This is a genomic window from Gemmiger qucibialis, from assembly GCF_027689445.1.
GTDB classification, from domain to species: domain Bacteria; phylum Bacillota; class Clostridia; order Oscillospirales; family Ruminococcaceae; genus Gemmiger; species Gemmiger qucibialis.
On record NZ_JAQFEN010000017.1, the window covers coordinates 1 to 24,822 of the forward strand.

Consider the following 24,822-nt stretch of genomic DNA (forward strand, 5'->3'; position numbering starts at 1 on the left):
TCTATTTTAAGAAGGCACGATCTGGTGCAGCGTCGGAGATACTCGAAAAGGGCGGCGGCACGCAGTGCCGTAAGGAACGCCACAGCGCGGCGTTCCTTAGCCCGCGGGAGAGTCCCCGGGAATGTGGCGGGTGTGGAAAGGCGAGGCGATGGGGAGAGGCAGGGCCTTGAAATAAAAAAAAGTGCAAGTTTGCAAGAGTGTTTATGGCAACAATAAGTTTGATGGTAGTTTGCTGCGAAATTTTTAGCATAGAGGAAAATTGGGGTAAACGGCGGGGTGAGGGCACTCCGCCTTACGGATGGGGCAGGGGTCGTTGCGGATTTTTGATGTGCGGTACAGCAGGCCGTGGCGTGGTCGGGTGACCACGCTCTACAGGGAGTTTTAATGTTGGCGGCCAATTATAAAATGATTTGTAGGGAACGGTTTTGGCCCTTCCGAAACCTATAAATAATATTCCACAAGGGAGATTCGTCCAAATGCTCCGGAACGGTCAAGACCGTTCCCTACGGATGTGGAAAAGTAGCGGCAGAATTTTAAGGCAATACCGCATAATTCTAAGTGCCGATACGGCGAGCGAGGTGCGGCAGATGCCAAGCCAAAAGCGCAGATAATACTGGATGCTGCAAAGGAGAGCGCCGCCAGTGGCGGATGCAGCGAACCGAAGCAGGGGCAGCGGTCGCAGAGTGCGAGGGGCTTTTGCCCCCGAAGCACGATGCGGGTACCGCAACCCGACATTATCGAGCATTTTGGCAACGCAGATGCCGTGCCGCAGCTGCCGGAGCGGTGCTTAAGCCGCAAGGCGGGAATTGTGCGGTGTTGCCTTAAGCTAATACACAAAGCGGGTGCTCAGGCGGGCCGATGGTGAGCATTGGCCACTACAAATGGAGCACGCGTCGTGGTATATGGCAATAGTTTGCAGCAGCGCGTTATACGAACTCTTGGGCGGAGAGATTTATCTGGCTGTTTCTAGGTGCACATTTGTGCATTTTATTCTTCATATTCATCTTATTTCGCATTTTTGTGTACCTCGTCTAAAATTTTTAGAGCCAAAATGGAGCCAAATATACTCTTAAAAATATACGTTATAATAATGAACTCACATATCAAAAATACTTAGCTGTGTTTCTTTTAATGACTCAACTTTTCTAATCGTTATTTTGTCATCTTCTTGAACTTGCCCACATAGAAGAGGTGACGAAGGATCATATTTGGCAGCGTTTGTTTCTACACTTTTTGAACTATAATTTGCATAGCAATATGCACATCCATTTTTGCATGTATTATAAGTACCTATTTCAACGCTTTCAACGCATCCACATTCTTTACGCTGATTTTTGTCTTTGCCAACATTAAGTTTACATCCGATAATTTTTTCAATTAATTCTCTATCTATGCAACAATTATGAATTATACCACATTCATCCAAATCTATTTTTTCTGCACAACTTCCAATCTTAATATTATTATCCGCAGCTATCTTACTTAATTTCTCAGCAAATTCCCGCAGCTCATCATCATTTAATTCATAACTTGACGATCCATCCATATTTTTTTTATTCTTAGGATATATATCAACAAAACTAATCACGCATTTTTCCGTGTATCCACTTAAAGCCTCAGCAATGCTTTTAAATGCCTTCAAATGATATTCTTTCGTATATCTATCAGAAAAGAATATAGGATCATATCTCCAAATCACTTTTTGCTTGCCAATTTTTTCTGACAGTTCTTGAAATATCGGAATCATTTCTGTTTTTTTATTTGGTAAATTAACCTCAACATCATTTCCATATCCAGTCAATGTGAATTGAAAATAGTAATTATAATCTTTTATCTCGTTTAACCTTTTCATCATTGGCAACGGATTCTTTGTCCAAAACACTATGCAATCTACAACATCTGGAGTAATTTTTATTTCACTTATCTGATGAGCATTCATCGGATTACGAACATATAAAAATCCTTCTTTTATTCTATTATAGAACCATTCCGAATAATAATTAGGAATATCAGTTCTTCTACTTACGCTTAATATCATCTAATTCACCCTTCAAATATGATTACCTGATATCTAATATGTCCTACTTTTAAAATAGGCCATCTACTTAAATATTTCTTACAATTAGATTGACAATTTTCTTCTTGAATTTTATAATTCGCACATTCCACATTTAGAACAATAAGTGAGTGTGGGTACCGACAATCTATCCCCAAACCTCCCGCAGCGCCGCAATCTCCTGTTCCGCCAGAGTAGGATAGAGCGTATTGCCAAAGAGAAAAGCATAGCGGTAGAGGGCAGCGCCGCTGGCACCGAGGGAGCGCAGCGTGGTGGCTTGGGTGGCGAGGGCATGGCCGGTGCACCACTCGGTGCCGGGACCGGAGGTATCGCCCTCGTCGCCGTCACCGATACGGTAAGCACCAAGGCCGAATGCCAGTTGAACGGATTCTGTGCGCGGCAGCGAGAGCCACTCGGCGGCAAGGCGGCCAAGTGACAGGGCATCGGAACCATTTTTGCGGTAGTTCAGGCCCCAGTACAGCTGCGGGATCAGATAATCACAATAGCCTGGCTTGGCCAGCCAGAGCGCGGCATCGCTGTATTGGCCGTCGCGGCAGCCGCTCAGTGTGCCCTGTGGCGAAACCCCAAACCGCACATTGAACGCATGGGCGGCGGCGTAACAGGCCCGCATTAGATCGTTTACATTTTGCCGCCGCCAATCGGCCAGCGAAAGGGTGCTGCCGCTTGCGGCATAACTGTCGGCATCAAAATCCGGGGCAGTAGTGGGGTAAAAGTAATCATCAAAATGAATGCCGTCAATGGCATAATTGGTACATAGCTCACGGATGGAATCGGCCAGATACTGCTGGACTTCGATGCTGGCGGGGTCCAGATACAGGCCGGTTGCAGTGTGCTTGACCCAGTTGGGATGCAGCAGAGCAGGGCTTTGTGCGCAGAGCTCAGCCGGGGTTCCGTTGGCCTGCAGGCGGTAGGGGTTGATCCAGGCTTCCAGCGTAAGGCCCTGGGCATGGGCGGTTTCTACCAGCACGGCAAGCGGGTCAAAACCGGGGTCCTGCCCTTGGGTGCCGGTGCAAAGGTGGCTGAACGGAAAATACCGGCTGGGGTACAGGGCATCTCCAAAGGGCCGCACATGGGCAAAAACGGTGTTTGCCCCAAGGGAGGCAATGTTCTGCATGATGGCGGCGGCATCGGCACGGAAAGCGGATTCACTGCTGAAATCGGTATGCTGCCATTCCAGAAAGCTGACCCAGACGGCGCGAATCTCCTGCGCGGCAGCAGGGGACGGAGTGGGTGCAGCGGAAAGCACCGGGCTTGCGGATGGCTGCGGCGTGGTAGACGGCCCCAATACGGCGGGCATTATGAAAAGAAATGACATAAGGAAAAACACCCCCAAGGTTGATAAGAATATGCGCATGATACCACCCCTTTGCCGGTTTGCCATACACCCCAGCATATGCGCCGAAAACGAAAATAAGTGTTGGCAAGCGGGTAAAATTGTGATATACTAAACAGGTATCTGACATCATGAGGGCCATTAGCTCAGTTGGTCAGAGCTGGCGGCTCATAACCGCTTGGTCCCGGGTTCAAGTCCTGGATGGCCCACCATACAGTTCGTACTCGAACCCGATTCTTTACGAGAAAGGGTTCGGGTACGTTTTTTGTTTATCGGAAATTCTGCGGAAGGACTACACAGAGCGTTAAACGAGCAAAGGCAGGGTATCACTATGACGGTGGTATCCTGCCTTTTGCTTTGAGGAATCAAGTTCGCTTTGTGCGAACTTGGTCGTCACCCTATATGACGCATTGGGGGCAATCGCTGTGTACGTGCGTACCGGGAGAGCGTGTACACCTCTGGCAAGGTGTAACACACTAGACTTTGTTCCAAAGTCTGTGTGCCAAGGGGCATAGCCCCTTTGGAATCCCTGCGGAGCGTGTACGCACGTACGCAGAAAAATGGAAAAATTTCACTATATCGGGGTGTTCTTTCATGGAGGAGTGTGGTATACTCGGCTTAGCCCAGTAAATTGGAAGTTGTGAACTTAGAATTAGAGGTGTTGAAAATGAAAATAATAATTATATTTATTGATTTACTGATGGCAACTGTTCTCTTTTTTGTTGGAAGATTTTTTATCAAATCAAGGAATACAGAAAGAAGTGTGCTGTTTTTATCAGGAGATTATACTGGATTAAACACAGAGAAAATATGCAGAGTTACTGGAAAACGGATTAAGACATGGGCAATGCTCTTTTGTCTTGGCGGTATAATTGATTTTATCAAGCCGGGCGCAGGAATAATAATAGCTTTCGTTTTTTTTATTATCTTACTTGTATTTCATTTGGTTGATATGACTATAAATCGAGACAAGTACCGGGTATAAATTCCAGTTTGCTGTACTCGTTCCTAGCAGGGTTTGGGGCAGGCACGCCCCAACAAGAAGCTGTCCCAAAGGGGCAAGAATTTTCAAGAATTGAAAATTTGTGGCCACGGGACGATTCTTGCTCTCAGCTTTTTCGCTGCGTTTCGCAATTTTCACATTTCAATCTGCTCGCAGATTGTTGACAAGCTGCGCTTGACCCGATACTATAAAGGCAAGTCGAATACACGCCAAGGAGGTGCAACCATGACCGCCGTGATCTACGCCCGCTATTCATCTGACAGCCAGCGAGAAGCGTCCATTGAAGGACAACTGCGCGACTGCAAGGACTACGCCGAGAAGAACGGCATCACCGTGGTCGGCACCTATATTGACCGTGCCTACTCTGCCAAAACGGATGACCGCCCGGACTTTCAGCGGATGATCAAAGACAGCGGAAAGAAAATCTTCGATGTGGTTCTGGTCTGGAAGCTGGACCGCTTTGCCCGGAACCGATTCGATGCCGTGAACTACAAGTACCAGCTGGAAAAGAACGGTGTCCATCTGGTGTCTGCCATGGAACCCATCTCGCAGGGGCCTGAAGGCATTATGGTGGAGAGTATGCTGATTGGCATGGCGGAATACTATTCCGCCGAACTCGCCCTGAAAGTGGCGCGCGGTGAGCGCGAAAATGCCCTCCAGTGCAAGTACAACGGCGGTGTGGTGCCGCTGGGCTTCACCATTGGCAAGGAGGACAGGCTGTACCATATCGACCCGGAGACGGCTCCCATCGTGCAGGAAATCTTCACCCGGTATGCCGACGGCGAACCGGCTGAGAAGATTGCGGCATCCCTGAACGAGCGCGGCCTGCGTACCCGCACCGGAAAGCCGTTCGTGAAGAACAGCTTCTTCCAGATCTTCCGCAACCGCCGCTACATCGGCGAATACCGCTACAAGGACATTGTGACGCCGGGCGGCATTCCGGCCATTGTTGACCAGGACCTGTTTGACCGGGTGCAGCAGCGTTTTGAGCAGAACAGGATCGCCCATGGTCGGCCTGCAAAAGAGGATGTGAGATATCTGCTGACCACCAAGCTGTTCTGTGGCAAGTGCGGCACCCTGATGGGTGGCGAAAGCGGCACCAGCCACATGGGAAACACCTACTATTACTACAAGTGCGGCAACGCCAAACGCCACGGCAAGGCGCATTGCGACCTGAAAGCCATCCGCAAGGAGCCGCTGGAACGGTTCGTGGTGGACACTGCCATTAAGGTGATTTTCAGCGATGAAATCATCGAACGGCTGATAGATTTGGTCATGGAAGCCCAGCAGCAGGAGAACACCCGGCTGCCTGTTCTGAAAGAACAACTCCGGGATACGGAGAAACGACTCGCAAACCTTCTGGAAGCCATTGAACAGGGCATCCTGACCCCGACCACCAAGCAGCGGTTGGACGAGCTGGAAGCCCGGAAAGAAGCCCTGAACACCAGCATTCTGGAAGAAGAGCTGAAAAAGCCCGTCCTGACCCGTGAGTGGATTCGGTTCTGGCTTGAAAAATTCCGCAAGGGTGACGTGGGCAGCACGGAACACCAGCGGCAGATCATTGATACCTTTGTCAACTCGGTCTACGTCTTTGATGACCGGGTCGTACTCAATTTCAACTTCACGGATGATGCCAAAACGGTCACCCGTGAGGAAGTGTTGGGTTCGAGTGCTGTGGACAATGCTCCACCACAAAGCACGAAGGTTTCGGCCTTCGTGCTTCTTTTTTTGCTCATTCGTACAGTTCCTTGCTCATCTGGTTGCGAATCTCATCACGCCGCCTATCGTAGACCTGCGTGTAGATCGCAAGGGTTGTGCTGGGCTGCGCGTGTCCGGCTTCTACTAGCTTGCATCTATCAGCTTTTTTCTGGATTTCCACTGTCCGTGATATGATGCTTGCGACTGTGATGATATTGCCTTAGCGTAACCGCAGTATCAATCATTTTTTGCCATTTTTCGCATTGCAATCAAAGCTGCCAACATAATTAAAGGAAATGTGCATCCCGTCAACAAACCTACCTGAAGATTATCTCCTGCCTGCTGTGAAAAATATCCTACCATGCTCGGACCAAAAGCACCACCCATATCTCCAGCTACAGCCAACAGTGCAAACAAGGCTGTACCTCCTTTTGGAATCCTCGGAACAGTAATGCTGATACTTCCGGGCCACATAATACCAACTGAGAAGCCACATAGGATACATCCAATCAACCCCAAAATCGGCATTGCAGATAGACCAGCCAAAAGATAGCTCAATACACAAAGAACTCCCGATACCAGCATAAACTTTGTCAAATCTATCTTTTCACCAAATTTGCCGTACAGCACACGGGCAATGCCCATTGTGATTGCAAACAAGCACGGACCCGCCAAATCGCCAACGGATTTGGTTAATCCTAATGCGGATTCTGCAAAAGCTGATGCCCACTGCGCCATTGCCATTTCAGAAGCTCCAGCGCAAATCATTAGGATAATTGCAACTCCAAAAATAGGCATCTTCAGCAATTGACGCAACGACATTCTCTGACCGTCCTCTACCAAATGCTCAATAGGGCAGGTGGCAAAATTGTAAATATTGTACAAAGGAATCATTGCCCACAAATAGGCTAAAATCCTCCATTTGTCAATACCAAAAACGGAAAAGAAAATTGTAGAAAGTAAAATCACGCCCACACTGCCCCAGCAGTAAAAGGAATGAAGTAGGCTCATCACTTTTTCCTTATGGTCAAAGGGACAGGCTTCCACAATAGGGCTGCACAACACCTCAACAAGACCACTTCCGAGTGCATAAAAAAACACTCCGATCAGTATTCCGACATATGGAGATATTATATTGGGCAAAACCGCAAGTCCGATCAACCCCAGACCTGCAAACAGCTGAGAAGCCACGATGGATTTTCGGTATCCAATAGAATCCACATATTTTGCACAAATTAAATCTACGCTTAATTGTGTTACATAGAATACTGCGGGAATTAAGGCAATCTGTCCCAGTGAGATGTTGAAATCTGAATGAAACGCCAAAAAAAGCAATGGTGCAAAATTAGCTGCGATTGCCTGTGTGATAAATCCGAGATAACAGGCTCTTAATGTTTTTTTATAGTTCTTCATAGCACAAAGCCCTCCTTTCAAACTACATCGAATGATATCATGCTTTTGTTTGGACAGCAATGGACTTTACCACGTTTTTATTGTATAATATCACAATACAAAGGAGGGGGGCATCATTGGCAGACACCAGCGAATTAAAAATCATTACAGATGAAACTCTCATGGAAAAAAGAACCCACGGACAATCGGTATTTCCGTTTCAATACTATCTAGAAGATATCTGGGACTTCGACTTCCATACAATCGGTTGGCATTGGCATCAGGAAATTGAATTTATATATGTGCAAAGCGGTGAAGTGCAATGTTATATCGGAAAAGATGATTTCTCGTTACCAGCAGGCAGTGGTTTATTTATCAACACGAAAATCATTCATCAATTAACAGCAAAACAAACCACATTGATTCCAAATATTGTTTTTTCCCCTTTGCTGTTGGCTTCAGAGGAGAGTTTGATATACCAGCAATATATTAAGCCAGTGCTTACTTCAGATATTGACTTTTTGGTTTTTGAGCCGTATACCCTGTGGCATAAAGAGATACTTTCTTTACTAAATCAGATATTTGAGACGCAGAAACAAGCAAATTTTAGGGAGCTGACAACCATGCGATTGTTGGCAACCATTTGGGAGTTGCTGTACGGAAATATGGAATCCATGTTTCTACAAAGACAAACCGTTAAAAGAAACAGCGATACGTCTCGCCTTCAAATGATGATGAGTTTTATTCATAGTCATTATGCCGACCAGATCCAACTTGATGACATCGCAGATTTTGCCCATGTAAGTAAGAACACTTGTATGCAAATATTCAAGAATGGTATCCGTCAATCTCCTATTTCTTATTTGATACAATACAGGCTGAAAAAAGCCGCAAAACTACTGGCAGCCACGGAAATGAAGGTTATAACCATATCAGAACAATGCGGCTTTCACGATGCGCCTTATTTTTGCCGTAAATTTAAAGAGGTTTACGGGATTTCTCCTATTGAATACAGAAAAAACAACCTCTAAATTTACATATCAACAGCAAGTTTTATCGCTCCCCCAATTATGCTTGTCATACTCATTCTGCGATACTGTTATGAATAAACCATCACATGCAAATCAATTTCTTCTGCCCGGTTATGGATGTTATTATATCGTTGTACCCATTCCATTTGACAGGTACACTTTAATTCCGCTGTCACGCCCTCGGTAGCTTTCATCTGTTCCATGATAGGAGAACAACTCGCCCGACTGCCCGTAGAAGTAGTCCAGCGTCATTTGGTGGGACCACGGATTTTCAACTGTGAGTGCTTGTTCATATGGAAAACCTCCCTTCCGATTTTTACAAAAGAAAAAGCTCACCTCCTTTTTTGAAAGTGAGCCATGTAAAAGCAAAATAGTAACAGTAAGTGTCGAGTTTCGTACCCAAAAATTCTTGGGTACGGTTCTGGGTACAAAGAGCCATTTTAGACACGAAAAGACACCAAAAGTTACGTCAAAGTACACAAAGATGTTTTTTCGGAATTATGAGATAGTCACAAGATTCCACAAGAAAAATGAAATTTCAAAATTAGCGACGTTCTCATAACCGCTTGGTCCCGGGTTCAAGTCCTGGATGGCCCACCAAAGAAAAGCTTCTGCCGTAAGGTGGAAGCTTTTTTATAGAATGGCAGACAGGGATATAAAAGCAATGACTTTGCCCCTCCCTATGAAAGCGATTGTTTGTGGCGTAGATTGCAGTTTTTTGGCGGTTATGTTACACTAAAATAATAGTGTGAAAATGGTAAGGAGAAAAAATAAATGGAAAAACAACACAGCGGCCGGAGCTCATTTTCCGGCAAACTTGGCTTTGTCCTGTCGGCAGCCGGCGCCTCGGTTGGCTTGGGCAATATCTGGCGGTTCCCATACCTGGCGGCAAAATATGGCGGTGGAATTTTTCTGCTGATTTACATTCTGCTGGCGGTCACCTTTGGCTATACAATGATTATGGCAGAGACAGCGCTGGGACGGATGACCCGGAAAAGTCCGGTTGGGGCCTTTGCAGCTTCTGGAAAGGGACGCTGGCGTGCATTTGGAGGATGGATCAACGCGGTAATTCCCATTTTGATTGTGCCGTATTATTCGGTTATTGGCGGTTGGGTTATCAAGTATCTGGTGGGGTATATTACCGGTCATGGCAGTGAGCTGGCACAGGATGGGTATTTTTCCTCTTTCATCGCCAATGGCGCTTCGGTGGAAATCGTATTCCTGCTCTTTACCCTGCTTACACTGGGCATCATTTTTGCCGGTGTCCGCAATGGTGTGGAGCGTGTTTCCCGGATGATGATGCCGGTACTGGTGGTGTTATCAGTAATTATTGCAGCTTATTCAGTAACACGGCCCGGTGCGCTGGAAGGAGTGAAGTACTTTTTAGTACCGAATCCGGCCAATTTTTCATGGATGACAGTGGTTACAGCCATGGGCCAGATGTTCTATTCTTTGTCCATCGCAATGGGTATTTTAGTAACATTCGGCTCTTACATGAAAAAAGATGTGTCCATTGAGGGATCTACCAAGAACGTTGAGATTTTTGATACGCTGATTGCAATGATGGCCGGGTTGATGATCATTCCGGCGGTGTTTTCGTTCTCTGGCGGTGACCCGGACACCCTGCAGGCCGGTCCCGCACTGATGTTTATTACGATCCCGAAAGTTTTTGAAAGCATGGAACTTGGTTCGCTGGTGGGCGTGCTGTTCTTTGTGCTGGTGCTGTTTGCAGCGGTGACAAGCTCTATTGCATTGACAGAAAGCGCAGTATCGACTTTTGAGGATGAACTGGGATGGAGCCGCAAAAAGGCTGCGGCAGTGATTGGGATTATTATGGTGCTGCTTGGAAGCTTGTCGGCGCTTGGCTATGGCCCGCTGTCGGGCGTGACCGTTATCGGGATGCAGTTCCTTGACTTTTTCGACTTCCTGACAAACTCAGTTATGATGCCCATTGCGGCCATTGCAACCTGCCTGCTGGTGACCAGCGTGATTGGCGTGGAAAAGATTGAGGAAGAGGTGACCCAGAATGGTCAACCTTTCCGCCGAAAAAAGGTTTTCAATTTTATGATCCGCACCCTTTGCCCGGTGTTTGCTGCCATCATTCTGGTAAGTTCTGTGGCGAATGCCCTCGGGTGGATCTCGATGTAAAAGAATTTGATATTATCATACCATATGGGGAAATGGATTTACACCCCCCTCAATATGATTTACAGGCGAAACCTTTGGCGGCCAGCGGTTGAAAAAGGTGTATACCAGAAAACCGCTGAACACCGCTATGCCGCTGCTGCCGCCGATGTGTACCATTTTATCCTGGATAAGATGGTCGATACCCGCCCCGGCAGCGAATAGTTCTGGCAGACGGATAAATACGGCACCCCCGCCCACAAGCCCATTGTGGAGCCGTGGAAGTGCCCTTACCACAATGGCCGGATGTGCATGGACCTCATGAGAAGGAACCCCGATGTCAATGTGTAAACTGCACTCTGAATTTTACCGCCAGCAGGCAAAGCTGGATGCCCTGCTGACCCGCCGCTGCCACACCATCACCGAAGGCAAGAACGGCGAGGGCGCGACCTACATCAAGACGGCACAGGGGCTGACTGCACATTGCCCATGGCGTGCGCAACACTGCGGAGGGCCTGCGCTATGTGATCTACCTGTTTGTGACCGATTTGAAAGAGCCCTGGAAAGTGATTGCCGAACCGGCCGGATTTTTGATCGCGCCGCGTGGCTGGGAGCGCGTCAGCGATGTTTCCAACGTGGTATTTACCAATGGTGCTATTGCGGATGATGACGGTAAGGTGTATATTTATTATGCCGCCAGTGATACGCGCCTGCACGTTGCTTCCACGACCATTGGCCAGCTTTTGGACTTTGCATTCAAAACCCCCGCGGACCCGCTGCGCAGCCGTGACTGCGTGGCCCAGCGTGTGGCGCTGATCGAAAAAAATCAGGCATATCTCAATCAGCAAGACCGGTAATATCCTGTGCCCGTGGCCCCGGCGGGGGCGTCCACCCTGGCGTAATCTGGCTGCCCATGCTGGCGCTGCTGGCTTTGCTGGTGTTGGATGTCAGCGTCGGCGCGCAGTTTCCGGTGCCGTGGGGCGGGTTGCTGACCCTGCGCGGTGCGGCTAGCTTTTGCCTGGATTTCGTCCCCCCGCCCGGAAGTTGTGGACGGCATCTGGCAGCGCCCTGAATGGCCGTGGAAAACCCTGTCCGCGTCTGATTCTGCAGGGGCTGGAGAAGACTGCAGCCTATCAGGATGAGGCAGGGAAACGGTACACCGGCTTTATGCTGCAGACCCTTGGTCTGCCTCTGCCCGGCGATTACGGCCAGGTGCCCGCAAAGCTGTGGTACCTGCACAAAGTGTAATGCGCAAAAATTGTGCGTCAACCTGAAAATGATTCCGCGATATGACCCTATCATTTTATAATGTGCTGTGATATAATGAGGTAAATCGACAATGTCAATTCTAAAACTGACCCCTTCCTGCAAGGATTACCTTTGGGGCGGCAGCCGCCTGCGCACCGACTTTGGCGTGCAGAGCGATTTGAACCCGCTGGCGGAAGCCTGGGTGCTTTCCTGCCATCCCGATGGCCCCAGCTATCTGCCGGACGGCACCATGTTGGCGGACTACCTGGCCGCCCACCCGGAAGCGGCGGGAACAGACTGCAAAAAGTTTGAAATGTTCCCCGTTCTGACCAAGTTCATTGACGCCAAGAATAACATTTCCATCCAGGTACACCCCTCCAACGAGTATGCGCTGGAGCACGAACACCAGTACGGCAAGACCGAGATGTGGTATGTGCTGGACTGTGAACCGGGCGCGTTCCTGTATTACGGCTTTGACCATGAAATCAGCCGGGAAGAACTGGAAGAGCGCATCCGGAACAATACCCTGACCGAGGTGCTGAACGCCGTGCCGGTGAAAAAAGGCGATTGCTTCTTTATCCCGTCCGGCACGCTGCACGCTATCTGCAAGGGTGTTGTGGTGGTTGAAGTGCAGCAGAACTCCAACGTGACCTACCGTGTGTACGATTACGGCCGCGTGGGGGCGGACGGCAAGCCGCGCGCGCTGCATGTAAAGCAGGCGCTGGAGGTAATGCGCCGTACCCCGCCGGAACAGCATGATTTCAGCCCCCATCTGGCAAAGTGCGATTACTTTACCGTGGATGTGGTGGCAGGTGGTCACACCGGCACGGCGGACGAGACATCCTTTGTTTCGCTCCTGATTACCGAAGGGGAGGGGTGCCTGACCTGCGGCGGCGAAACGGTGCAGGCAAAAAAGGGCGACAGTTTCTTTATCACGGCGGGCAGCGGTGCCTATGCTTTAACGGGCAGCTGCAAAGCCCTGCTGACAACCGTTTGATTATTACCAAAGCAGAGTGAACAAGAACCCCGGCCTGCTGTGCAGCCGCGTATGCGGAACGCCGGCTGCGCCAAAACGGAGGCAGGGGAACCATGAACACAATAAGCTGCGTTTCTCCTTCAAATCCCTGTCCGGATGGTTCCCGGGCAGGGATTTATTGTAGTCGGAAATAAAACACAAAAAATACAATTTGTATATTTATCGAAAAACAAAACAAAGTGAGCGATACGCGCGGCAAAACGATTCGTCACAATGTGCAAAAAAGCGCCTGAATATTTGTCAAACATGTCAAAAATTGACCTTGCCCCCGGTGGGGGAGTCTGCTATACTTGTGAAGCATGAAAAAATGAGAGCCGGGCTGTCTGTGCAGCCCGGAAAAGCAAAAAAAGATAACGATAAGGTGTCTTGTTTTGCGCAGGGCGGTAGTGGGGGCACTGCCGGACAAAAGAGGAAAGCATAAATGAAACTGATATTTGAATTTGCCCGCATTGCGGCGTTCTGCTTTGCGGGGGAGGTTTGCCACCTGGTGCTGCCGCTGCCCATCCCGGCCAGCGTGTACGGGCTGATGCTGCTGCTGGCGGCGCTGCGCTTTGGGGTGGTCAAACTGGAGCAGGTGCGCACGGCGGCGCTGTTTCTGACCGGCATTTTCCCGCTGCTGTTTGTTCCGGCGGCTGCGGGCGTGATGGATCTGTGGGCGGATTTACAGGCCATGCTGGTGCCGGTGCTGCTGGCCTTGATCCCCATTACCATTTTGGTCATGACGGTGTCCGGCTGCGTGACCCAGCGCCTGGCAGAGCGGAAGGAGAAAAAGCAATGATCACACAAGTTCTGGAATCTTCCGCCGTATGGGGCGTGCTGCTCACGCTGGCTGCGTTCGGCCTGGGGGTGCTCATCAACAAGCGCACCGGTCAGGCAATTTTCAACCCGCTGCTGTTGGGCACGGCGTTTGTCATCGTGGTGCTCAGCGTGTTGAACATCCCCTATGATACATACGCTGCCAGCGCTTCGCCCGTCAGCTACCTGCTGCTGCCCGCAACGGTCAGCCTGGCAGTGCCGCTGTATGAAAAATGGGATCTGCTGTGCAAAAATCTGGTAGCCATTGTGGCCGGTGTGCTGGCCGGAGTTATGGCAAGTCTGTTCAGCGTGCTGGCACTGGCCCTGCTGCTGGACCTGAACCATGAGCAGTACATCACCCTGCTGCCCAAGTCCGTTACCACTGCCATCAGCATGGATGTTTCCCGCGAGCTGGGCGGCATTGCCACCCTGACGGGCGCCATTGTGATTTTGACCGGCATTGTGGGCGCGCTGGCGGCGGAAACCGTCTGCAAGGTGTTCCGCATTACCAACCCCATTGCCAAAGGCATCGGCATTGGTACGGCATCCCACGCCGTGGGCACCAGCAAGGCGCTGGAAATCGGCGAAGTGGAAGGCGCGATGAGCGGCCTTTCCGTTGCTGTGGCCGGTATCATGACCGCCGTGCTTTGCCCGCTGTTCTCGGAATTGATTCACTAAGGCAACACCGCACAATTCCCGCCTTGCGGTTTAAGCACCGCTCCGGCAGCTGCGGCACGGCATCTGCGTTGCCAAAATGCTCGATAATGTCGGGTTGCGGTACCCGCATCGTGCTTCGGGGGCAAAAGCCCCTCGCACTCTGCGACCGCTGCCCCTGCTTCGGTTCGCTGTTTCCGCCACTGGCGGCGCTCACCTTTGCAGCAATCAGTATTATCTGCGCTTTTGGCTTGGCATCTGCCGCACCTCGCTCGCCGTATCGGCACTTAGAATTATGCGGTATTGCCCTAAATACAGAAGGCCCGCCCGCGCATCACCTGGTTTGTGGTGCGCGGACGGGCTGTTTGTATGCCGCCGGACGGCGGGAAACGGCATTTTTTGCAAGTTTTTTGCCCGGCAGCGGGGGCAGCTCTTGCCGCGCGGCGGGTTCTATATTATAATAAAAATAAGCTGTTTGTATCAACTACCTGTGCAAAATACAGAGGAAAAAGCGCAGCGCCGCCCGGCAATAGAGGGCTGGAATGTGCGGCGCTGACGGAGAGAGGATCATAAAATCATGGGATTTTCGTTTGTGACAGAAATTCCTTCCCCGGATGTCATTCGGGAAAGGTTTCCCCTTGCGCCGGAACTGGCCGCCCGCAAAAAAGAGCGGGATGAAGAAATCAAAAAGATCATTACCGGCGAAAGCGACAAGCTCCTGGTCGTTGTCGGCCCCTGCTCGGCGGATAACGAGGAAGCCGTTGTGGATTATGTGTCCCGTCTGGTCAAGGTGCAGGAGAAGACGAAGGACCGCCTGGTGATCGTTCCGCGCGTGTACACCAACAAGCCCCGCACCACCGGCGAGGGCTACATGGGAATGATCCACCAGCCGGACCCGGAAAAGAAGCCGGATATGCTGGAGGGAATTCTGGCCATCCGCCATATGCACATGCGCGTATTGCAGGAAACCGGCTTTTCCACCGCGGACGAGATGCTCTATCCCGAAAACCTGCGTTACCTTTCGGACATTATGTCCTATATTGCCGTGGGTGCCCGCTCGGTGGAAAACCAGTTCCACCGCCTGGTGGCCAGCGGCTGCGATGTGCCCGTGGGCCTGAAAAACCCCACCAGCGGCGATTTGACCGTTATGCTCAACTCTGTTGTGGCGGCCCAGGTGCCCCATGACTTTATCTTCCGCGGGTGGGAGGTCCAGTGCCCCGGCAACCCGCTCAGCCACACCATTCTGCGCGGCGCGGTGAACAAGCACGGCCAGACCATCCCCAACTACCATTACGAGGATCTGCGCCTGCTGTATGAGCTGTACATGAAGCGCAACCTGAAGAACCCCGCCTGCATTGTGGATACCAACCACAGCAACTCCGGCAAGCAGTATATGGAGCAGATCCGCATTGCGAAAGAGGTTCTGCACAGCCGCCGCCATTCGGACGACATCAAGAACCTGGTCAAGGGTCTGATGATCGAAAGCTATATTGAGCCGGGCAGCCAGAAGATCGGCGAGCACTGCTATGGCAAGTCCATCACGGACCCCTGCCTGGGCTGGGACGATACCGAGCGACTGCTGTACGATATCGCAGAGCTTTCTTAACCGATAAAATTACAAATAAGGCATGCACTGCCGGAAGCTGAACAGAGGTTCAGCCGGGGCGGTGCATGCCTTTTGTGTTGCGGGGGATAATCGATAAAAATCAGTACAGCATGGTGTCATCATCCACGCGGTACACATGACCGTCTTTTTCATACACTTCAATGTAATAGTCGCCGTCCGGGGATTTTTCGGACCAGGTTTGCTGTTCAGACACAGAATTGTTCTGAGAATCCGAAGATGCAGAAGAAGCGGAAGATTCCGAGGTGGAAGCGACAGTGGAAGTGGAGGACTGCGATACAGACGGTTCGTTTTTAGAAGCTGTACAGCCTGCAAGGAAAAGGATTGCTGCGCTTGTACAGAAAAGGCCAAAAAATTTTGAATTATTCATAATACAAAGTCCCCTGATACCAAACAAGATAATAACCAGCGTCGTGGGGGTGCTTCAGAATTTCGTGATTATTGTTGCGGATAAAGGGCGAATAGACTGGGCAAGACATGAATAGGCAAGGACGAAAACAAAGACTAAAGATAACAGGAGCGAGAATATTCTTTTTCCTGCAACAAAAACACCTCCGATAAGATTTATTTAAGAGCTCTTACCCAATACAACAAAGAAAAGAGTTGTTTTGTGACAAGAAATTATAAAATTGGCAAATGCAACAATAAACGAAACATTGCGTTGTGAAGAATGCTGAATGAATTAGAAAATAGATTCGGCAATACGGAAAAGTGTATCACGGTCAATGCAGCCGGAGACAGTGTGCTGGATACCATCACTTTCCCAAAAGAGAAAATAGCAGGGCGTACCGGAAGCGGTTGAACTTGTGCCGAGTGTGGCGCTGTGACCTTTTACAGTGACAGAACTCCATGTTGTGTGTTCGTTATCAAAGGTTTCAATCTGTCCGGTTGCCTGGATGGGATAGCATTTTACAGTATAGGAAAGTGAATCGCCGTTGGCAGATGCGGTGGTATGGTATCCGTGGAGCAAAAGAAAATCTGTACTGAGCGAATTTTCTTCATCCAGCACAAACCCCTCCGGCACATAATGGTCACAATAATTTTCCGGCAATGTATCCAAGGGAGTGCCATCCACAGAATAAGTGACCTGCATTTCAATGGGCAAAAAGCGCAGGAGGGCAGTGTACACCGCGTGGCGGGCTTCGGCGCTGACGGCAAGGGTGCCTGCCAACAGGGCGGCAGCCAGCAGCACAACGGCCAACGCACGGTGCAGCGCTTTTTGGGGATGGTGCAGGGTGTGCAAAGCACGGGTTATGCGGGCGTCCAGAGAGGAAGTATCCGGGTATAGTTCTTTCAGCGCGGCAGGGGTGGGCAGGGCGGCCAGTTCCTGCCGGGCGTCCTGCTCCAGAGCCACAGCAAGGATGGCGTCAAAACGATAGCTGCAATTATCTTTCATCGTGGAGCTCCTTCCACAGCAGTTTGCGCCCGCGGGCAATGCGCTGGCGGACAGTGGATTCCCGCAGGGCAAGTGCGGCGGCAATTTCGCGGTAGGTGTACCCTTGCGCCAGCAGCCGCAGCGGGTCGCGGTAAATGGGTGCAAGCTGCTGCACGGCCTGCATCAGGTGCTGGGCCTGTTGCTCATCAATCACCGCATCTTCGGGAACCGGGGCCGGGTCAGCATTGCGGTCAAAGTCCGGTTCTTCCTCGCAGGGGGCATCCTGCCGCTGAGCCAGCAGCAGGAACGCCCGGCTGCGTGTACAGCTGACAAGGTAAGCCGCAAACTTGTGCGGGTCCTGTCGGTGCAGGCGGGCAAAGTTTTTGGCTATGTACAAAAATACTTCCTGCGCTACATCCTCAGCAAGGTGCGGGTCGTGGACGATCTGGCAGGCAACGTGGTACACCAGCCGTTTATAGCGTTCATAAACAGCTTCAAAGGCTTCGGCGTTGTCGGCGCTGTCCAGTGCCGCAAGGTAGATGGCAAGCATGTAGGAATTCCCCCTGATGAAGTGTGTGGCACTATTATAACGCGGAAAAATAAAAACGCAAAGGGAAAATCATGCCCGGAAAAATCCCCCTTTTCTTTTCCCCGCTATGGTGCTATGATAGGAAACCGGACGTTATAAAAAATAAAGAGGGGATTGTTTTTGGTGGAAAAGGAACAAAGCGGAAAAACACTGTTCCGTGGGGAGCTGGCGCTGGTCATTGCGGTATTGGTCAACAGCTTTGGCGTGGTATTGATGCTGTACTCCGGCGCGGGAATTTCGGCCATTTCCAGCGTGCCGTATGCGTTTTCGCTGGCGTTCCCGGCACTTACGCTGGGAACCTGGACCTACCTGTTCCAGGGCACTTTGATTGCCAGCCTGATGATTATGCGCCGCAAATGGGTGTGGCCGTACCTGTTCAGCTTTGTAGTGGGCTTTGTGTTCAGTGAGCTGCTGGATGTGCACGAACTGTGGATCGATGTTCTGCCCTACACACTGCCCTGGCGGGTGGTGTATTTTGTGGTCAGCTACCTGCTGATCTGCTTTGGCATTGCGCTTTCCAACCGGTGCGGGCTGCCCATTGTGCCCACCGACCTGTTCCCGCGGGAGCTGGCGGACATTACCAAGGTGCCGTACCCGCGCATTAAAATCGGCTTTGATGTAACCTGCCTGGCTATTACGGCGGGCATGACCTTCTTCTTCCTGGGCCGCCTGGAAGGGCTGGGCATTGGCACCATTGCCGCGGCGTTCACCATGGGCAAGGGCATTGGCCTGGTGGGTGACCTGCTGGACAAGCACTTTTATTTTGAAAACTACAAGACCCTGCGCACCGCTAAGAACAAACAGTAAAATATGCAAAGAACAACGGCCTGCCGCACAAGCGCATTGCTTGCAGCGGCAGGCCATTATTCTTTATTCATTATTATTTATTATTTTATTCTATGGCAATACCGCATAATTCTAAGTGCCGATACGGCGAGCGAGGTGAGGCAGCTGCTAGGCCAAAAGCGCAGATAATACTGGATGTCTTATCGAGCATTTTGGCAACGCAGATGCCGTGCCGCAGCCGTCGGAGCGGTGCTTAAGCCGTAAGGCGGGAATTGTGCGGTGTTGCCCTATATTAGTGCTGGATACTGTCGGGGTCAAAGTTGCGTGCCATCAAGGCAGAGATGGCGGGCAGCGCGGCAGCAATCAGGGCTTTGTCATGGTTAGGGGCCAGGCGGGTGGCGGAATCAAACAGCATGGTGTTTTCCTGTTGCGGGGTGCTGGCGGGCCAGGTGGGAATGCCGCTGTGCTGCGGGTTTCCGGTGCGGGCAAAGGCCAGAACGGCATCGAAAATCTGCTGTTCCAGCTGCGGGGTCACGCCGGAAATGTTGGCAGAAGGCACCAGCTCAGTATTATGGAAAACAAACGGGATATCGGAACAATGCCATGGGGCGCGGCCGCCCTCAATGGTGAAATCCTGATTGAAGAAATAGCTCCACACCGGGCCTGTTTCCGCCCGGCGGCGGATATAGCGCATGGTCGGCTCCCGGAACAGTACATCCAAAAACGGCAGGTCGGCGGCGCTGCGTTCGGGGTAGGCGGCGTGGAACAGCGGCAGCAGGGCATCCGCCGTCTGCTTGCCCAGCATTTTTTCGGCAAAGCCTTCGGCCTCGGCGGCGCTCATCTGCGCTTTGTTCAGGCCGAAGCCATTGAAGGCGGCAAACTCGCCAAACACGGTGCCCACCAGAAGGGGAATGCGGGCGGTTTCGGGGCGGAACGCATTTTCCAGCGGGTTACCCAGATAAAAGGCGTTGGGGTGTGGGGTGCAGCCGGTGTTTTTTCCGGCTGCTTTCAAGGCAGGGGCCACTTTATTATAAGCGGCGGCAAGCGCGGCATAGGGTACCGTTTCCAGTGCGGCGATATCCGCCGCGCCAAGCTCCGCCATCAGAGCCTCGGCGCAGTCCCGCCCGCTGCCGGTGCAGTCGGCCAGACGGCCCAGAACGCCGCTCATCACAATACCTTTGTGGAACAGCCCGTCCGCGGCGGGGGTCTGCAGCAGGGTGGTCACCTTGGCACCGCCGCCGGACTGGCCGAACACTGTCACATTGCCGGGGTCACCGCCGAACGCGGCAATATTATCCCGCACCCAGCGCAGCGCGGCGATGATATCGTCCCCGCCCGCGTTGCCGGAATTGGCGTATTCCACCCCAAAATCCGAAAGGTCGAGATAGCCCAGGATGTTCAGCCGGTGGTTGATGGAAACCACCACGCAGTCCCCCAGGCGGGCCATGTTTTCGCCCTCGTAAGCGATCTGCTCAATGGAGGAACCGGCAAAGTATCCGCCGCCGTGCAGCCACACCAACACGGGGCGGTGGGCGTCATCCAGCGCGGGGGTCCAGATGTTCAGGTTCTGGCAGGCTTCGTCCATCAGCCAATAGCGGTGGGGCACCAGCATTTCGCCGTTGGGCTTGGGCATTTCCAGCAAAGGGCAGACATAGCCGTAACTGGTGGCGTCCAGCACGCCGTCCCACACAGCTGGCTCCGGCGCGTGGAAGCGCCTGGCCTTGGCGTAAGGGATGCCCTTAAAGATATCCAGCCCGTCAAAACGGTAGCCGCGCACTGAGCCGCCGGTGGTGCGCACCAGCGGGGCATCAGCAGAACAAGAAAAAGTATGGGGCATAGCAAACTCCTTTCCAGCAGTGGGCAAAAATAATACATTTTTTGATGCTGGTTCTATTGTAGCAGATTTACGCGAAAAAAGAAGCCATGAACCGCCCGGACGCCAAGACCGTGCTGATGTTTGCGCTTTCCGCCGATGCTTTTGTGGAAGATGAGCGGCTTTCTGCAGAGAGCGGGATGAACGGCCATTTTGCAAAGCCGGTGGATTTTGCCGCATTGCAGCGCAGCATTGGCAAGTTTTTGCGCCAGCGCCGCGGGTAAGCGAGAAAACGAAGATGTACCGGAAACACCGAAAATCCAACCGGTTTCTGCAAAGGCAGAAGCAATTTTGTGTTTGCGGAATATGCGTTATTTTCGTTGTTTTGAGCTACACCGTTAAGTGGGAATGCTGAAGAAGAGAAAAAACGTACATGGGCGGATACTCCTTTGGGGAAAAGTCAGGCGGCAGTATACAGTGTGCCGCGGCGCTTCATCCAGCGGTAGGCCGCCACGCAGATCATGACGGATAACAGCGAACCCGCCGGTGCGGCCAGCCCCATAGGCAGCAGGGTTCCGGCAAACAGCCGGGAAGCCAGGTAGGACCCCGGAACGCGCACCAGCACAATAGCGATGATGTTGTGGAGAAAGCCGATGTAAGACTTGCCGCAGGCGGCAAAATACCCGGTAAAGCTGAAGTGGATCCCGGCAAAAATGGTATCCACAATATAACCGCGGATGTACTGGCAGCCCATCAGCACCACGGCGGCGTCGGTGGTGAAGCACCCCAGCAGCGGCTCGGCCACAAGCTCAATGACCAATACTACGGCAATGCCGTAACCGGTGGCGATCATAGCGGCGTATTTCAGGGTCTGGGCGGCGCGCTCCGGCTTGCCTGCGCCAAGGTTCTGGGAAGACAACGCCGATACCGTCGCCAGCATGGAGGACGGCACAATGAACATGGCGCTGATGATTTTTTCCACAATGCCCACGGCGGCAGAATCAATCAGGCCGCGGTGGTTGGCAATGATGGTGATAATGATGAACGCGACCTGAATGCAGCCGTCCTGCACAGCGACCGGCAGGCCGATTTTAAGAATACGGCCCAGCACGCCTTTGCGCGGGCGGAAGTTCTGGCGGTTCAGCCGCAGGCCGGTTTTGTGCCGCCGGATGCCGAACAAGGCAACAATAACACTCAAGGTCTGCGAAAGGGTAGTGCCCAGCGCAGCACCCACCGGGCCAAGGGCCATGGGACCGATGAAAAGAATATCCAGCGCAATATTGGCGGCGCAGGCAACGGCGATAAAGTACATCGGGCTTTTGGAATCCCCCAAACCGCGGAAGACGGAGCTGATGATGTTATATGCCGTGATGAACGGGATGCCGATGAAGCAGATGGTCAGATACTGCACCGTGCCGGGAACGGCCTCTGCCGGAACACCGATCAGGTCGACCAGCGGGCGCACTGCGGCCACCAGCACGGTGGTAAAACCGAGGGAGACCGCCATGAACAGGGTGACGGTGTTGCCGATGGCGGCTTCGGCATCGCGCATATTGCCCGCCCCCACGGCGTGGCCGATGATGACGGTGGAACCCATGGCAAGCCCAACAATGATAACGGTCAGCATGTGCATGACCTGGCTGCCGTTGGCAACGGCGGTGATGCTGTCCACCCCGCAGAACCGGCCGGTGATGTACAGGTCAGCCATGCCGTACAGCGTTTGCAAAAAGTAAGAGAGCAGATACGGCAGGGCAAAGGTCAGAATGGCTTTGAACACGCTGCCGGTTGTAAGATTTTTTTCCATGATAATTTCCCATCCTCAGTTGGTAATAGTTTAGGGTGTATCTGAAAAGTCGAAAATGTAGTCTATTTCTATAAACACAGCGGGATTTTTGCCTTAAATCCTGCTTGTGTTTGCAGGCGTCTGGATCCAGAGCCTGTTCACCTCCGCTGTTGTGCTGGTGTTCGCCGCCAGAAAGCTGACTGCCGCCATGCAGAGCGAAAAAGCATAAGCTGATTTTATTCTAACACAAGCCTCCTTACTTTGCCATCAATTTTGGATGGATTGGGAATTTAACAGAAAACCTCCGGCTGCATTGTGCGAGCAGCCGGAGGCTTTCTGTTTTAATACAATCTCATATAAAGAACATATGTTTTGATGCATTTGCTGACAAATCTGTGGCGGCAGAAAAAAGTGTAAAACTTGACGATAAGACTTTTGGAAATATGATCAAGGAGAAAATCGACCGTATTAACGCAGAAAAATGTCGGGAATGTGGCTGAATGATGTATCGGTAAAACAAGACAGTTATCATTAAGATTCTCTTACATTTCTCTCTCTTACAACATACAGCCACAGCAGCAGGCGGGCTCCCCCTTGAGGCAGGGATCCCGCCTGCTGTTTTGATGGAATAGAAACGTTTGATTAGCGGCAAAACAAAACACCGGGCACCATATGGCACCCGGTGTTTCAGTTAAATAACCGGCGCAATCAAACCGGTATCAGAGGAGGAGAAAACAGAAAAATTAGTTTGCGCGGTACTGGGCCGGCAGCTGGTCGATGGTCTGCCATTTCTGCATGGCGTCTTCCAGGCTCATGCCGCCCGCAACAGCGTCGCGGCGGCAGGCGTTGACGGCCTGGATCTCTTTCATCTTTTCGCCGGTCAGGCTGTAGTTCTTCATGGCGAGCAGGGTAGCAGTCCATGCAATCATGGGAATGACGCAGAACAGAACGATAACAACCACGTTCATGCCGGGGGTGTACGGGTCGTACTGGGTGGGCAGGCTGTCAAGGCCGATAAAGCTGACGGCCACGCCGACCACGGTAGCGGACAGGCTGGAAACCAGCTTGTCAACCAGGCTGAACAGAGTGCCCATGATACCGGGGATATACTTGCCGGAGATGTAGGTCTCGTAGTCAGAGCAGTCGGCAACCATGGGGATGGGCATATCGGCAGTAGCGTAATAAGCGCCATAGCCAATGCCGAACAAAGCGATGAACAGGATGGTGTAAACGTTGATGGAAACCTTGCCGTCAGACATCAGAGACAGGGTGAAGGCATCGCCCTTGCCCCACAGGAGCAGCAGCACCAGAACGCCGATGTAGCAGATCAGCGCAACGCTGACATAGCGCATCAGGCTGGCTTTCTGGCCTTTCTTCTGGCTGGTGCGGACGGTGAGCAGGAAGAAGGGAACGCTGAACACATAGCCCAGAACCATCATGGGCAGGTACAGACCATCATAGTTGCCCATCATGCAGCCGTACAGCATGCACAGAACAGTGGTGTTGGTGGCAATGGAAAGTGCCAGCTTGCAGCCTGCACCAGCCACCATCAGGCGCTGCATGGGGTTGTTGCCCTTGATGATGGCAACATACTCGGCAAACTTGATCTTTTCGGTTTTCTGGCCGCCGATGCCAAAGTACTTCGGCTGGTCCTTTTCCCAGATGCCGATGACAGCCAGGATGGTCAGGGCGATGGAGATCACGATGCCGACAGGAGCCAGGGTGCGGAAGAAACCGGCGGAAGCGTAACCGCCTTCATAGTTTTTGGCCAGGATGGGGGCAAAGAACTGCATGGCGCCCATGCCCAGCAGGGAGCCGACGGTGTTGAAGATGGTGAACAGGGGGCGCTGCTTGGGATCATTGGTCAGAACAGTCTGGCCGGAACGGGTGCAGGAAGTCTGGAAGGTGTAGCCGATGACCCAGATGGCGTACAGGGCTACAAAGGCAACATAACGTGCCCATTCCATGGAGGCGGGGATCAGCGGGGTCAGGCAGTACAGCACCAGGATGCTGACAGCCATGATGAGGTTGCCGATGACCATAAACGGGCGGAACTTGCCGAACTTGCCGTTGGTGCGGTCCATCAGGGCACCGATGATAGGGTCGGTAATGGCGTCAAACAGGCGCATGCCGGTGACCATCACGGAGGCGAAGATCATGCTCAGGGCCAGAACCTTGCTGCCGAAAGTGGCAATGTAGGAAAGCACCAGAACATAGTACACGTTGGTAGCGCCGTTGTTAAGCGGGAACAGCATCAGCTGGTAAGGCTTGGCGCGGTTGACGCTGGCAGACGCCGCAGAGTTTTGTTCACTCATGGGGGCATTCTCCTTTCATAACAAAGACCCCCGCCCCGAAACGGGCGGGGGCATAAACGATTCAAAAGGGGGAAGATGCGGAGGCTAAGGCAATACCGCATAATTCTAAGTGCCGATACGGCGAGCGAGGTGCGGCAGATGCCAAG

At 51.9% G+C, this 24,822-nt stretch carries 21 protein-coding genes, 1 tRNA gene and 2 pseudogenes; 15 read left to right on the forward strand and 9 right to left on the reverse strand.

Annotated elements, in window-relative coordinates; genetic code table 11:
• Positions 1-1,096: 1,096 nt before the first annotated feature.
• Positions 1,097-2,038 carry a DUF1848 domain-containing protein gene (locus PG062_RS14665; protein ID WP_270752850.1) on the reverse strand — a complete coding sequence of 314 codons (942 nt, stop codon included), beginning with the start codon at positions 2,036-2,038 and terminating at the stop codon, positions 1,097-1,099.
• 166 nt (positions 2,039-2,204) lie between these two features.
• Complete coding sequence (locus PG062_RS14670; RefSeq protein ID WP_270752851.1) at positions 2,205-3,374, reverse strand: glycoside hydrolase family 10-like protein; 1,170 nt, start codon at positions 3,372-3,374, stop codon at positions 2,205-2,207.
• 171 nt (positions 3,375-3,545) lie between these two features.
• Between PG062_RS14670 and PG062_RS14675 the strand changes: the two genes are divergently transcribed.
• The 3 genes from PG062_RS14675 (at position 3,546) to PG062_RS14685 (ending at position 6,306) form a co-directional block, all read left to right on the forward strand.
• Positions 3,546-3,622: transfer RNA gene (locus PG062_RS14675), tRNA-Ile, on the forward strand.
• Positions 3,623-4,050: 428 nt separating this feature from the next.
• Positions 4,051-4,395, forward strand: a complete 345-nt coding sequence (locus PG062_RS14680; RefSeq protein ID WP_223382902.1) for a hypothetical protein — start codon at positions 4,051-4,053, stop codon at positions 4,393-4,395.
• A gap of 243 nt (positions 4,396-4,638) precedes the next feature.
• Positions 4,639-6,306: a recombinase family protein gene (locus PG062_RS14685; protein ID WP_270752852.1), complete on the forward strand. Its 1,668-nt coding sequence runs from the start codon at positions 4,639-4,641 to the stop codon at positions 6,304-6,306.
• A 42-nt stretch (positions 6,307-6,348) separates the two neighbouring features.
• Here PG062_RS14685 and PG062_RS14690 read toward each other — a convergent pair whose 3' ends face one another.
• Positions 6,349-7,524 carry an MFS transporter gene (locus PG062_RS14690; protein ID WP_270752854.1) on the reverse strand — a complete coding sequence of 392 codons (1,176 nt, stop codon included), beginning with the start codon at positions 7,522-7,524 and terminating at the stop codon, positions 6,349-6,351.
• A 116-nt stretch (positions 7,525-7,640) separates the two neighbouring features.
• On the opposite strand from PG062_RS14690, the gene PG062_RS14695 reads away from it, so the two are divergent.
• On the forward strand, positions 7,641-8,534 hold the full coding sequence (locus PG062_RS14695) for an AraC family transcriptional regulator (RefSeq protein ID WP_270752855.1): 894 nt from the start codon (positions 7,641-7,643) through the stop codon (positions 8,532-8,534).
• 68 nt (positions 8,535-8,602) lie between these two features.
• Here PG062_RS14695 and PG062_RS14700 read toward each other — a convergent pair.
• Positions 8,603-8,740 (reverse strand): annotated as a pseudogene (locus PG062_RS14700) (TnpV protein); the annotation flags it as partial.
• A 568-nt stretch (positions 8,741-9,308) separates the two neighbouring features.
• On the opposite strand from PG062_RS14700, the gene PG062_RS14705 reads away from it, so the two are divergent.
• From PG062_RS14705 to PG062_RS14745, 9 genes and pseudogenes are all read left to right on the forward strand, one after another.
• On the forward strand, positions 9,309-10,682 hold the full coding sequence (locus PG062_RS14705; RefSeq protein WP_270752856.1) for a sodium-dependent transporter: 1,374 nt from the start codon (positions 9,309-9,311) through the stop codon (positions 10,680-10,682).
• A 54-nt stretch (positions 10,683-10,736) separates the two neighbouring features.
• Complete coding sequence (locus PG062_RS14710) at positions 10,737-10,883, forward strand: hypothetical protein (protein ID WP_270752857.1); 147 nt, start codon at positions 10,737-10,739, stop codon at positions 10,881-10,883.
• 178 nt (positions 10,884-11,061) lie between these two features.
• Positions 11,062-11,515: pseudogene (locus tag PG062_RS14715) on the forward strand (glycoside hydrolase family 130 protein); the annotation flags it as partial.
• Between the two features lie 187 nt (positions 11,516-11,702).
• The gene (locus PG062_RS14720; RefSeq protein ID WP_270752858.1) at positions 11,703-11,906 is read left to right on the forward strand and encodes a GH36 C-terminal domain-containing protein; all 204 of its coding nucleotides are present in this window, start codon (positions 11,703-11,705) and stop codon (positions 11,904-11,906) included.
• A gap of 91 nt (positions 11,907-11,997) precedes the next feature.
• Positions 11,998-12,903 (forward strand): type I phosphomannose isomerase catalytic subunit, encoded by a 906-nt coding sequence (locus tag PG062_RS14725; RefSeq protein ID WP_270752859.1) that lies wholly within the window; start codon positions 11,998-12,000, stop codon positions 12,901-12,903.
• A gap of 460 nt (positions 12,904-13,363) precedes the next feature.
• The gene (locus tag PG062_RS14730) at positions 13,364-13,720 is read left to right on the forward strand and encodes a CidA/LrgA family protein (protein ID WP_270752860.1); all 357 of its coding nucleotides are present in this window, start codon (positions 13,364-13,366) and stop codon (positions 13,718-13,720) included.
• Positions 13,717-14,415 (forward strand): LrgB family protein, encoded by a 699-nt coding sequence (locus PG062_RS14735; protein WP_270752861.1) that lies wholly within the window; start codon positions 13,717-13,719, stop codon positions 14,413-14,415. The genes PG062_RS14730 and PG062_RS14735 overlap by 4 nt, the downstream gene beginning before the upstream one ends.
• Positions 14,416-14,968: 553 nt before the next feature.
• A complete protein-coding gene (locus PG062_RS14740; protein WP_270752862.1) occupies positions 14,969-15,997 on the forward strand; it encodes a 3-deoxy-7-phosphoheptulonate synthase in 1,029 nt (342 codons plus the stop codon).
• Positions 15,998-16,272: 275 nt separating this feature from the next.
• Positions 16,273-16,500, forward strand: a complete 228-nt coding sequence (locus tag PG062_RS14745) for a hypothetical protein (RefSeq protein WP_270752863.1) — start codon at positions 16,273-16,275, stop codon at positions 16,498-16,500.
• 197 nt (positions 16,501-16,697) lie between these two features.
• Here the strand turns inward: PG062_RS14745 and PG062_RS14750 are convergent, their stop codons facing one another.
• Together PG062_RS14750 and PG062_RS14755 are read right to left on the reverse strand one after the other, a co-directional pair.
• Positions 16,698-17,411 (reverse strand): DUF4367 domain-containing protein, encoded by a 714-nt coding sequence (locus tag PG062_RS14750; RefSeq protein ID WP_270752864.1) that lies wholly within the window; start codon positions 17,409-17,411, stop codon positions 16,698-16,700.
• Positions 17,401-17,940, reverse strand: coding sequence for an RNA polymerase sigma factor (locus PG062_RS14755; protein WP_270752865.1), 540 nt, complete (start codon positions 17,938-17,940; stop codon positions 17,401-17,403). The genes PG062_RS14750 and PG062_RS14755 overlap by 11 nt, the downstream gene beginning before the upstream one ends.
• Before the next feature lie 162 nt (positions 17,941-18,102).
• Between PG062_RS14755 and PG062_RS14760 the strand changes: the two genes are divergently transcribed.
• Positions 18,103-18,786, forward strand: coding sequence for a DUF6198 family protein (locus tag PG062_RS14760; protein ID WP_333559434.1), 684 nt, complete (start codon positions 18,103-18,105; stop codon positions 18,784-18,786).
• Positions 18,787-19,057: 271 nt separating this feature from the next.
• Here the strand turns inward: PG062_RS14760 and PG062_RS14765 are convergent, their stop codons facing one another.
• Positions 19,058-20,602 (reverse strand): carboxylesterase/lipase family protein, encoded by a 1,545-nt coding sequence (locus PG062_RS14765; protein ID WP_270752867.1) that lies wholly within the window; start codon positions 20,600-20,602, stop codon positions 19,058-19,060.
• An 86-nt stretch (positions 20,603-20,688) separates the two neighbouring features.
• Here PG062_RS14765 and PG062_RS14770 point away from each other — a divergent pair, with 86 nt between their 5' ends.
• Entirely contained in the window at positions 20,689-20,862 is a 174-nt protein-coding gene (locus tag PG062_RS14770) for a response regulator (RefSeq protein ID WP_270752868.1), read from the forward strand.
• Between the two features lie 176 nt (positions 20,863-21,038).
• Here the strand turns inward: PG062_RS14770 and PG062_RS14775 are convergent, their stop codons facing one another.
• On the reverse strand, positions 21,039-22,382 hold the full coding sequence (locus PG062_RS14775) for an MATE family efflux transporter (RefSeq protein ID WP_270752869.1): 1,344 nt from the start codon (positions 22,380-22,382) through the stop codon (positions 21,039-21,041).
• Positions 22,383-23,104: 722 nt separating this feature from the next.
• Entirely contained in the window at positions 23,105-24,676 is a 1,572-nt protein-coding gene (locus tag PG062_RS14780) for an MFS transporter (protein WP_114000939.1), read from the reverse strand.
• Between the last annotated feature and the right edge of the window lie 146 nt (positions 24,677-24,822).